This window comes from Arthrobacter sp. Hb9-2, from assembly GCF_059091165.1.
Map to the genome: position 1 here is coordinate 1 of NZ_JBNHGJ010000058.1, position 9,551 is coordinate 9,551.

10 protein-coding genes and 1 pseudogene are annotated in these 9,551 nt (G+C 67.5%); 3 read left to right on the forward strand and 8 right to left on the reverse strand.

Annotated elements, in window-relative coordinates; genetic code table 11:
• From AC5RV1_RS20485 to AC5RV1_RS20515, 7 genes are all read right to left on the reverse strand, one after another.
• Nucleotides 1-782 (reverse strand): bifunctional heptose 7-phosphate kinase/heptose 1-phosphate adenyltransferase (locus AC5RV1_RS20485; protein ID WP_493995830.1); only part of this gene is annotated, 782 nt, incomplete at its 3' end.
• Nucleotides 779-1,507 carry a D-sedoheptulose-7-phosphate isomerase gene (locus AC5RV1_RS20490; RefSeq protein WP_493946156.1) on the reverse strand — a complete coding sequence of 243 codons (729 nt, stop codon included), beginning with the start codon at nucleotides 1,505-1,507 and terminating at the stop codon, nucleotides 779-781. The genes AC5RV1_RS20485 and AC5RV1_RS20490, both read right to left, overlap by 4 nt.
• On the reverse strand, nucleotides 1,504-2,757 hold the full coding sequence (locus AC5RV1_RS20495) for a glycosyltransferase (RefSeq protein WP_493946155.1): 1,254 nt from the start codon (nucleotides 2,755-2,757) through the stop codon (nucleotides 1,504-1,506). The genes AC5RV1_RS20490 and AC5RV1_RS20495 overlap by 4 nt, the downstream gene beginning before the upstream one ends.
• A complete protein-coding gene (locus AC5RV1_RS20500) occupies nucleotides 2,754-3,788 on the reverse strand; it encodes a glycosyltransferase (RefSeq protein ID WP_493946154.1) in 1,035 nt (344 codons plus the stop codon). Before AC5RV1_RS20500 ends, AC5RV1_RS20495 begins: the two co-directional genes overlap by 4 nt.
• Entirely contained in the window at nucleotides 3,785-4,873 is a 1,089-nt protein-coding gene (locus AC5RV1_RS20505) for a glycosyltransferase family 9 protein (RefSeq protein ID WP_493946153.1), read from the reverse strand. Before AC5RV1_RS20505 ends, AC5RV1_RS20500 begins: the two co-directional genes overlap by 4 nt.
• Nucleotides 4,873-5,409: a D-glycero-alpha-D-manno-heptose-1,7-bisphosphate 7-phosphatase gene (locus tag AC5RV1_RS20510; protein ID WP_493995831.1), complete on the reverse strand. Its 537-nt coding sequence runs from the start codon at nucleotides 5,407-5,409 to the stop codon at nucleotides 4,873-4,875. Before AC5RV1_RS20510 ends, AC5RV1_RS20505 begins: the two co-directional genes overlap by 1 nt.
• Before the next feature lie 165 nt (nucleotides 5,410-5,574).
• Nucleotides 5,575-6,504, reverse strand: a complete 930-nt coding sequence (locus AC5RV1_RS20515) for a sigma-70 family RNA polymerase sigma factor (protein WP_493946152.1) — start codon at nucleotides 6,502-6,504, stop codon at nucleotides 5,575-5,577.
• Nucleotides 6,505-6,651: 147 nt separating this feature from the next.
• Here AC5RV1_RS20515 and AC5RV1_RS20520 point away from each other — a divergent pair, with 147 nt between their 5' ends.
• Nucleotides 6,652-7,707 carry an NAD-dependent epimerase/dehydratase family protein gene (locus tag AC5RV1_RS20520; RefSeq protein WP_493946151.1) on the forward strand — a complete coding sequence of 352 codons (1,056 nt, stop codon included), beginning with the start codon at nucleotides 6,652-6,654 and terminating at the stop codon, nucleotides 7,705-7,707.
• Nucleotides 7,708-7,751: 44 nt separating this feature from the next.
• Here AC5RV1_RS20520 and AC5RV1_RS20525 read toward each other — a convergent pair whose 3' ends face one another.
• Nucleotides 7,752-8,276 carry a hypothetical protein gene (locus tag AC5RV1_RS20525; protein ID WP_493946150.1) on the reverse strand — a complete coding sequence of 175 codons (525 nt, stop codon included), beginning with the start codon at nucleotides 8,274-8,276 and terminating at the stop codon, nucleotides 7,752-7,754.
• Between the two features lie 192 nt (nucleotides 8,277-8,468).
• On the opposite strand from AC5RV1_RS20525, the gene AC5RV1_RS20530 reads away from it, so the two are divergent.
• Both AC5RV1_RS20530 and AC5RV1_RS20535 read left to right on the forward strand, forming a co-directional pair.
• On the forward strand, nucleotides 8,469-9,443 hold the full coding sequence (locus AC5RV1_RS20530) for a hypothetical protein (protein ID WP_493946149.1): 975 nt from the start codon (nucleotides 8,469-8,471) through the stop codon (nucleotides 9,441-9,443).
• A pseudogene (locus AC5RV1_RS20535) lies at nucleotides 9,443-9,551 on the forward strand (phage holin family protein); the annotation flags it as partial. The gene AC5RV1_RS20530 and the pseudogene AC5RV1_RS20535, both read left to right, overlap by 1 nt.

Sequence of the window (9,551 nt, forward strand, 5' to 3'; positions counted from 1 at the left end):
GCTTCCACCCGGGGCGCGGGAACAGGCTGCGGGCTCCGGTCACGCCGGCACAGGACGGCGCCCTGCTCACCCTTGGTGACCAAGACAGCGCGGCTGCCCCATTCCTCCAGCAGGACCGCGCCGGCCTCTGCGGCCGGATCCCCTGCAGCAGTGTCCCCGCCGTCCCGTGACGCGCCATCCTGCGGGGCGCGGTTTTCTTTCCGGCCGCGCAACTGCACGGCCTTCCGGGCCTCGGACAGGTTGGGCGTGACGACGGCGACTCCCGGCACCGGGTCCGGCCCGGCAGGATGCGGGTCCCACACGATGGGCACGTGCCCTGCGAGCCTGGCCAGGAGCTCGCGGAGCTGCGGGTTGGCCGCCAGCCCCCGGCCGTAATCGGCCACGATGATCACGCCCGCCTTCTCCACCTCGCGGAGCATGGAGGGGCTGACATCGGGGACGGGAGCCTTCTCGCAGCCCTGGTCGAACCGGACCACCGGATGCGATCCGGCCCGGACGCGGGTCTTGACGGGCGAGGCATGGCCGCTTGGACCTGCCACGAGCCGCACTCCGGCGAGGTGGGCCTCAAGCTGCCGGCCGGCGTCGTCATCGCCCAGGACCGTCACCAGCGTGACGGGCCAGTTGTCCCCGGCAAGCATCCGGGCCACCAGCCCTGCTCCTCCGGCACGGCGCTTGACGCCGGAAACGTCCACCACCGGTACGGGTGCGTCCGGGCTCAGCCGCGTGGCCTCGCCGGACAGGTCCACGTCCAGCATCACATCACCAACGACGACGATCCTCATGCCCTGCCACCCCCCTTCTGCAGGGTGAGGTTCTGCAGGCCCACAATATCCGTTGAGCTGTGCCGTGCTACTTCCAGGTCGAAGGCGCGGCAGATTGCGTGGAGGGCGATCAGATGGCCCTCCTGGGCGTTGGCGTTGAGGGCGTCAATCATGACGGCCTCGTCGCAGGCGTCGGCCAACGGGTTGGGTCCGGCTCCCGTGAGTGCCCAGGTGGTCACGTTCAGGCGGGCCGCCACCTCGGCGGCCCGCAGCAGGTTGGGGCTCTTGCCGCTGGTAGACAGCAGTATCAGTACGTCCCCGGACCGGCCATGCGCCCGCACCTGGCGGGCGAAGACGTCGTCGTAGCCGTAATCGTTGGCAATGGCGGTCACCGCTGATGATTCCGCGTGCAGGGAAATGGCGGAAAACGGAACCCGCTCGCCGTCGAACCTGCCCACCAGCTCCGCGGTGAGGTGCTGGGCCTCCGCTGCTGAACCGCCGTTGCCGGCGGCAAGCAGCCGCTGGCCGCGGAGCAGGCGCTGGGCCAGCTCCACACCCCAGGCCGCAAGCCGGCCGGACTGGCTCCGCAGCGATTCGAGCGCCGGTACCACGTTGTCCAGGTGGATACGGACAGCATCTGCACTGGCCGGGTCCACAAAGGTGGCACCTGGCAGCACCGCGGGCAAGGCGGCAGGCGTTGCCAAAGTTTGCAGGTCAGCCTCACGCAGGGATGATTCCGGAGTCACAGTGCCGCTCCTTCCATCGGGACAATACCGGCGGCAGCACCGGCCACCGCCAGCTGATAAGCCTTTTCGGTTTCGGCCGCTACCCGGTCCCAGGAATACCGGGTGCGGGCACGCTTCTTCCCCGCGCTGCCAAGCTCCGCCCGCAGGGTGGGGTCTTCAAGCAGCAGGGCGAGCGCCGATGCGATGGCTTCTGGATCCCGCGGCGGCACGTGCAGGCCTGTCCCCTGGTCCACCACAGTGTCCCGCAGGCCACCCACTGCCGCAGCAACAACGGGGACACCGCAGGCCATGGCCTCCAGCGGGACGATGCCGAACGGTTCGTACCAGGGTGCGCACACCACGGCGTCGGCGCTGCGGAAGATCCCGGGCATCTCGCCGCGGGACACCTGGCCCTGCAGGCTCACCTGGTCCGAGACGCCCAATTCCGCTGCCAGGTCCATGAGGCGCCGCACTTCGGGGTCGGCATGGAGCGCGCCGGAGTCTCCGCCGCCCCCCACAATCAGGAGTTCGACGTCCTCAAAACCCGCCTCGCGAAGGTAGGGGAGCGCCCGGATCACCAGGTCCACGCCTTTGCGCGGCACCAGGCGGCCTACGGAGAGGATGCGGTGGGTGCGCTTCCTGGCGGCAACGGGACCCTCAACGGAAAAGAAGCCGAGGTCCACGCCGCAGGGGGCGATGGAGATCTTCCCCGTGTTGATTCCCATCGCCTTGAGCTCGAAGACCTCATCGGAGCAGGTGGCGACGATCCGGTCCGCGGAGCGTCCGACGCCGGGCTCCAGCCACCGCCGCTCCAGGGGGCTGGTGTCCTCTGCGCCCTGGTGCCGCCGCTTGACGGTGCCCAATGCGTGGAAGGTCTGGATGACGGGCACCCGGTAGCCCTGGTCCGGCCGCCTGGCGGCGTCCAGGGCGGCGACGCCGGACATCCAGAAGTGCCCGTGGACCACATCGGGCGGCCGGTGGCCCCAGTCCCGGGCCACGCCGTCGGCAAGTTCGCCCATGTAAGGAAGCAGTTCGTCCTTGGGAACATGGCGCGCCGGGCCGGCGTCCACGTGGACCACCTCCAGGCGGCGCCCCACGCGGACCCTGGCCGGGAGCTCCGTTGCATCCCTGCGCGTGTAGACGGTGACGTGGTGACCACGCTTGGCAAGGGCTTCGGACAGCGCAGCAACGTGCACGTTCTGCCCGCCGGCGTCCACCCCGCCCAATGCCGCCAGCGGACTGGCGTGCTCGGAAATCATGGAGATTTTCATGGGGTCTTCCTCTCTCCCGCCGGAACAAGGATCTTCCTGTCCAGGCGTTCGTTGTCGGAGTGCCGGAGCCGGCCGCCCAGGTCCGCCAGGAGCTCATCCCAGCGGTCCTGGAACCTGCCCAGGCCGTAGCGTTCCAGTGCCGCCTCACGGGCGGCAACGCCCCGCCGTCGGGCTTCATCCGGATTGTTGACCAGCCGCCGCGCACAGCGGAGCAGCTCATCGATATCGGCGGAAACGGCGCCGGCCTCCGGCGGCACCGCCCGCGGCGCTTCAGTGGTCGCCAGGGCGACCACCGGCATCCCCAGGTGCATGGCTTCGAGCAGGGACAAGCCCAGGGAGGTCCAGCGCATGGGATGCACATAGACGCGGCAGCGGGCCAGTTCCCGGTGCAGTTCCCGGGTCTGGAGGTCGCCGCGGGCCGTCAGCCGGGACGGGTCAATGCCGGCGGCGGCAGCCAGGCCGTCGGTCTTCATGCCGAAGACCTGCAGCGGCGCTACGGAGGCGAAGGCGGGCAGCAGGTCGGTCCCGGTGACACGTCCCCTGCGGATGGGCTCGTTCACCACCACGCCCAGCTCCGGCAGCTCCCCTGTATAAAGCTGCCCCGGGTCCGGGATTCCGTGTTCGATCACCAGGCTGCGGGCTGACCCGTTGTCCCAGGCCAGCCTATTGAAATGGGTGACATGCACCAGGGGGATGCTGTGCTGGTCCGCGAGGGGATGCCGTGTGAAGGGGAAATCGCCCTTAGGGGTGTTGTGCTCAAGGTACACAGCGGGCAGGTCAACGCCGGGCCGCCGGCCCAGCAGACGGGCAACTTCGTCAATTTCCTCGGGTCGTTGAAGAACGACGGCGTCAACGGCGTCGGCGTCCAGCGCCGCGAGGTCCACCTCCCGCACGGACGCCGGCCAGTCCCTGCCGGCACGGCCAAGGCCCCAGGCACCACCTTCCGGCAGGACGGGAAGGAGGTACTCATGACGGCCGCGGACAAACGCGTCCGTCCAGGAACCGTGGACATGCCAGAGCAGGATTCTCATCTGTTGCGGGCCTTTCTACGGGTACTGACGTGGGTGCTGAAGGAGCTGACTCCGCCGATCAGGCGTTCTACGGCCGCCACCACTTCCTCGGGTGAAACGGAGTCAAGGCAGGGGTGGCCAGGGACGGGGCAGACACGGGCCCGTGTCATCCGGCAGGCGGCGTTCTGGTCGCCGAGCAGCTCAAGTGATACTCCGTACGGCGCCCACCGGATGGCCGGCACTACCGGCGAAAAGAGGCACGCGACGGGCGTGCCCACTGCTGCCGCGAGGTGGGCGGGACCGGTGTTGCCGGTGACGACGGCGTCGGCCCCCGCCATGACTCCCGCCAAGGTGTGGAGGTCCGTCTGCCCGCCAAGGTCGAGTGCGGATGGCCCGGCGACGGTGGCAGTCAGCGAAGTCTCGCCGGGACCGCCGGTCACCACGACGCGGTGGCCCGCGCCCTGAAGAAGTTCGACGGCGGCCGCGTGGTGCAGCGGCGGCCATGCCCTGGCGGGGACGGCGGCACCGGGGTGGACCACCACGTAGGGTTCCTCACCCACCAGTCCGCGGACGTTGGGGACGGACGTGAGGCGGAGTTTTCCGTCGTCGCCTGCCGGGAGCCGGAATCCTCCCGCTTCCGCGATGCCCAGCGCGCGTTCCGCCTCGGGCTGGTCCTCAGGGAAGTCTTCGCCCGGCTTGAGCCGGACATCCAGCAACGAGCCGGCGTAATCGGTGGAGGCACCGGTGATTCGTTCAACACCGGCCAGCCGGAGAAGCAGGGCGAGCGGCAGGGGTGACTGGTGGAAGGAGGTGAGGATGACCGCTTCGGTGATCCTGGAATTCCGAACGTACTCGATCAGCCTGTCAGCGTGTGGGCCGGTCATCTTGGGCGCAGGATTCATGATCCATGGGCTGTCCCAGCTGTAGACCTCCGCGGCGCCCGGCAACATACCCGCCGCCGCCTCGCCTTGCCTGCCGCAGAGCATCACCACGTGGTTTGGCCGGCTGCCGTCCGGGAACCGTCCGTTCGCCACGGCCCGCACGGCGGGTCCTGCCAGGAGAACATCGCCCATGCTGTCCAGGCGTGCCACCAGGACGCGGCCCATCAGGGCCGCTCCGATAGCAGCGAGACGGCCTCGGCCAGGTTCCGGGCCACGAGCCGGGCTTCGGCCACTTCCTCGGCCCGGGTCACCGGCGTTGGTACCAGGACACCGGTTGCTCCGGCGGCTTCGGCGGCAAGGACGTCAGCACCAATGTCGCCGATCAGCGCCGCCTCCGATTCCTGGATGCCCAGCTTGCGGCAGGCGCTCTGCACCATCCCCGGCGCAGGCTTGCGGCAGTCACAGCCGTCCTGTTCGGAGTGCGGACACACCTCCCACACGTCAAAGGGGCCCAGGAGCTCTTCCACCCGGGCGTTAACGTCCGCCACGTTGGCGGCGGTAATCAGGCCGCGTGCGATTCCCGACTGATTGCTGATTACTCCGGTTGCTAGCCCATCGGCACGAAGTGCATCCAGGACCGCCTTGGCACCCGGCATTGGTGTGACCAGGCTGGGGTCGCCGTTGTAGGGCACGTCGACCACCAGGGTCCCGTCCCGGTCGAACAGGACAGCGCGGAGCTTGGAGGATACGGAGCTTCCCATATCCTCCCTGTTCCCCACTGCTGCTGCTCCTAAACAGGGGCTGCTGCTTTTCTCGTCTTTCCGCTCGTGCGGTGTCAGCGGTTTGAACAGGCAAGATACCGCTGCTGATGCTGCTCCTGGCCCGTTCGGAGCCTTCTCCTGGGGCCCATGGATGGCCTTGCAGGGCTACCTGCCCCTGGCCCGCGGGCCGCTCCGGCGGGCAGAATTCTTGCTGGACACTCCGGTGCCGGCGGCACGGCGGACGGGGCCTACAGAAGCGGTGGACCCAGTGGGAAGCTCCTGCTCCTCACGGCCGCCGTCTCCCTGGGTACTGCTCAAAAGCCTGCGCTGGAGTTCAACGAGGACGCGGGCCAGCCGGCGCGAAACCTGCATCTGCGACATCCCCAGCCGCTTCCCCAACTGAACCTGGGTCTCCTCGCAGAAGTAGCGGCGGTAAAGGAGTTCCCTGTCTGCGGCGTCCAGGTCCTGCATGGCCTCCCGCAGGCAGGCAAGGTCCTCAAGCCGCTCCAGGGGCGTCTCGGGGCAAGCCAGTAAGTCACCGATCGAGGGAGCGTCGCTGTGGACGTTCGCCGCGTCCAGGGAGTCCGGATGCATGCTGCTGGACGCCGAGATGGCTTCCTGCACCTCGGCAGCATCCGCCCCCAGCTCCGCGGCCAGCTCGGCCACGCTGGGATTCCTGCCCAGGGACTGCACCAGCTCCGGCTCCACCCGGAACATCCTGGTGCGAAGGTCTTGGATGTTCCGGGGCGGCCGGACCACCCATGTGCGGTCACGCAGGTATCGCTTCAACTCCCCTGCGATGGTTGGCGCAGCGTATGCGGGGAAGCTCTCACCCTTGGTCTGGTCGAAGCCGCGGGCGGCCTTAACCAGGCCAAGATAGGCCACCTGGTTCAGATCTGCCCGTTCCCGTCCCCGGGCTTCGAAGCGGCCGGCGAGGGCCTCGGCAAGGTCCAGATAACTCAGGACCAGGTCATTTTCGAAGGTCTCCCGCAACCGCCCGGCCTTGGCGGCTGGGCGGTTGTCATTCGGTGGTTCCAGGCACGGCTCCTGGACAGGCGTAGCGTCCACGGCAAGCGCGGCAAAAGATTCGGGCATTGTCGTTGGTTCCCTCGGTCTGGTTCCGAAGCCTGCGGCAAGACTTAGCCATAGGAAATCATAAGGTTGCTTATAAAACAATCCTTCGCGGCATTAGGCTCGGCATGTAAGACGAACTGCATACCCCCCTGCCAAGGAGCTTTTGTCATGCGCATCGCCGTTATCGGAGCCAGTGGAAACGCAGGAACAGCACTGCTTCGGAACCTGCAGGCCAAGCTGTCCAGGAAGCCGGAAAGTCTGCAATTGACCGGGATCAGCAGGCGCCTGCCGGACACGTCACAGCCGCCCTATCGGGGCGTGGAGTGGCGCACGCTGGATGTGGGGCTGGAAAGCGACCGCCCAAAGCTGGAATCGGCGCTGGCGGGGGTGGACTCCGTGGTCCACCTGGCCTGGCAGATTCAACCGAACCGGGACCTGGACCAGTTGTACCGGACCAACGTCACGGGAACAGCGAATGTCCTGGAAGCCGCGCGGACGGCCGGCGTCAAACAGGTCGTCTGCGCGTCATCGATCGGTGCCTACAGCAAGGCACCCAAGGACCGGCGCTCGGATGAGTCCTGGCCTGCACAGGGCATGGCCGGCTCGCATTACAGCCGGCACAAGGCAGCGCAGGAAAAACTCCTGGACGAGTTCGCGGCAGCCGAGCCGGGTATCGCCGTCGCAAGGCTCCGGCCCGGGCTTATTTTCCAGCGGGACGCCGGGAGCGAGATCGGCAGGTATTTCCTCGGACCGCTCATTCCCCGGCTCCTGCCACGAAGGCCCTGGCTTCCGCTGCTGCCCGCTCCGGACAACCTGATTTTCCAGGCAGTCCACGCGGACGACGTGGCTGAAGCCTACTGGCGGGTCATCGACCAGCGGGCTTCCGGGCCCTTTAATATTGCAGCGGAACCGGTACTCACACCCCAGGAACTTGCCCGCATTGTGCGGGCTCAAAGAATCCTTCCCATACCCATGGGCCTGCTTCACAAGGCCGTGGGCCTCGCCTGGCGGCTCCGGCTGATACCGACCGACTCGGGCTGGGTTGAGATGGCGGCGGGGGTACCGGTCATGGACACCGGCCGGGCGCGCCGGATCCTGGGCTGGGAAGCGAAGACTTCATCAGTAGAGGCAGTTCTTGATGTGCTGGACGGCATAGGAAGGGGGGAAGGAGTCACTCCCTCCCCCACCCTAAAACCGAGGCACGGCACTGCGCCTAAGAGCTAGGTGCAGTCCCCGCCCCTCGACTCAGCGCCGCCCCGCGTAACGGCCTAGATGCCTGAGCGCGGATTGTCGCGATCCAAGTGCGAGCCGCCCTGGCCAGGGTTGGCGCCATCGTTGCGGCGGTCCTCGCGGGCGCCGTCACGGGCTCCTCCCGCCCCGCGGGCAGTGTCAGCAGCATCGCGGGCCGCATTGGGGCGATTGGTGGTGCCCCGGTTGGCGTCGCGGTCCCCCTTGATGTCGGGGTCGAGCTCGTCCGCTTTCCGCGTCCGTTCACCCACGTCTTCGCGGATCGCCCTGGCCTCGGCGGCCTGCTGATCCGCATGCTGGCTCAGTCGCGCTGCTTCAACCTGCGCCTGTTCTGCGTCCGCCTTGGCGCGTGCCGCCTTAGCCTCCCGTTCCCGGGCGTCAAGTTCCCTGTTCTCGGCCTCACGGCGGATTTCCGCGGCCTTCTCGCGGTGCGCATCGTCCCGCTTTTGCTGAATCGCCTTTCGCCGGCGTCCTGTTGCGAGCAGCAGCAGCACGATCAGCACCACCACAACTACGGCAATTACCACCCAAATCCACGGAGCCATTTCCAAATTACCCACCACTTCCACTTCGATGTGACCGGGCTGGCGGAGGCCATTCCGGCTGACTTTTTGGAACCGTTAATAACTCGCTTAGCAAGCGTACTTACCTTTTATTAGTAATCATGCTTATTATTTTAGGGCCAGTATCGCTGGTTCTTGATCAACAACCGGCCTTCTTGGAAAGAGAGAGCGAAGATGACAGAGAACCAATGGCCCGAGGATCCCGCCTACACGGCTCCGCCGGCCTCTACAGGAATTCCGGGCGAGCGAAGCGCGAGCACTTTCCCGTCCGCCGCCACGCCCCAATATGGTGAGGCACCAATCGGTGACGCCTCGGGGTCGTCCCGCAAGGACGCAGCAAAGGAAGAAGCAGCTGACGTAGCCCGGACCGCGAAGGGCTCCGCCCAGAATGTGGCCCAGACGGCGAAGGAAGAAGCCGCCCACGTTGCTTCCGAGGCGAAGTCCAGCGCGCAGGACCTGCTGTCCCAGGCAAAATCAGGGCTTTCCAGCCAGGCCGGCACCCAGCAGCAGAAGGCGGCCGAAGGCATCCGCACCATTTCCAGCCAGCTGCAGAGCATGGCGGACGCCCCGGACCAGCAGGGCATGGCCAGCGACCTGATCCGGCAGGCTGCGCAGCGCAGCGAGTCGGTGGCTTCCTGGCTTGAGAACAAGCAGCCGGGCGACTTGCTGGGCGAAGTCCAGAGGTTCGCCCGCAACAAGCCCGGCACCTTCCTCCTGCTGGCCGCCGGCGCCGGCGTCCTCGCAGGCCGCCTGACCCGCGGCCTCACCGCAGGCACTACCGAAACTGCAACCCCGTCCGGCAATGCCGGCACTGCAGGACTTTCCGGCCAGTACTCCAGCCCCTACGGCGACCAGTACACCGAGGGTTACACCCCTGCCGGCGGAACAGTCCCGCCTCCCCCGGTCCAGCTCCCCGGCCCGGCCACCACCACAGCTGGTTACGACGGCGGCGCCCCGGGTACCGGCTACCCCGACGCAGCACGTCCCGCCAGCCCTCTCGACAGTCCGCAGCTGGTGGAAGAGGAGCCCTGGTCCGGAAACCGGACAGCTGAGGACCCTTTGGGTGATCCCCGGCTGGCCGCTGATCCGCTGGATGATGATCCCCTCGCTCGGGACCGGCGTGCCGGCGGGCAGTCAGGCGGGCTCTGATGAGTAGTTCCATTCCGGAGCCGCCGCCGAGTGAGGCGCATGTGAAGGCGGACAACGCGTCGTTGGGTGAGTTGCTGGGTGATGTGACCCGGGATCTGTCCACCCTGA

Excerpts from the sequence above, each read along its gene's own strand:
- AC5RV1_RS20495 (WP_493946155.1), bottom strand. The coding sequence starts at position 2,757 with ATGAAAATCTCCATGATTTCCGAGCACGCCAGTCCGCTGGCGGCATTG.
- AC5RV1_RS20500 (WP_493946154.1), bottom strand. The coding sequence starts at position 3,788 with ATGAGAATCCTGCTCTGGCATGTCCACGGTTCCTGGACGGACGCGTTT.
- AC5RV1_RS20505 (WP_493946153.1), bottom strand. The coding sequence starts at position 4,873 with ATGGGCCGCGTCCTGGTGGCACGCCTGGACAGCATGGGCGATGTTCTC.
- AC5RV1_RS20510 (WP_493995831.1), bottom strand. The coding sequence starts at position 5,409 with ATGGGAAGCTCCGTATCCTCCAAGCTCCGCGCTGTCCTGTTCGACCGG.
- AC5RV1_RS20515 (WP_493946152.1), bottom strand. The coding sequence starts at position 6,504 with ATGCCCGAATCTTTTGCCGCGCTTGCCGTGGACGCTACGCCTGTCCAG.
- AC5RV1_RS20520 (WP_493946151.1), top strand. The coding sequence starts at position 6,652 with ATGCGCATCGCCGTTATCGGAGCCAGTGGAAACGCAGGAACAGCACTG.
- AC5RV1_RS20525 (WP_493946150.1), bottom strand. The coding sequence starts at position 8,276 with ATGGCTCCGTGGATTTGGGTGGTAATTGCCGTAGTTGTGGTGGTGCTG.
- AC5RV1_RS20530 (WP_493946149.1), top strand. The coding sequence starts at position 8,469 with ATGACAGAGAACCAATGGCCCGAGGATCCCGCCTACACGGCTCCGCCG.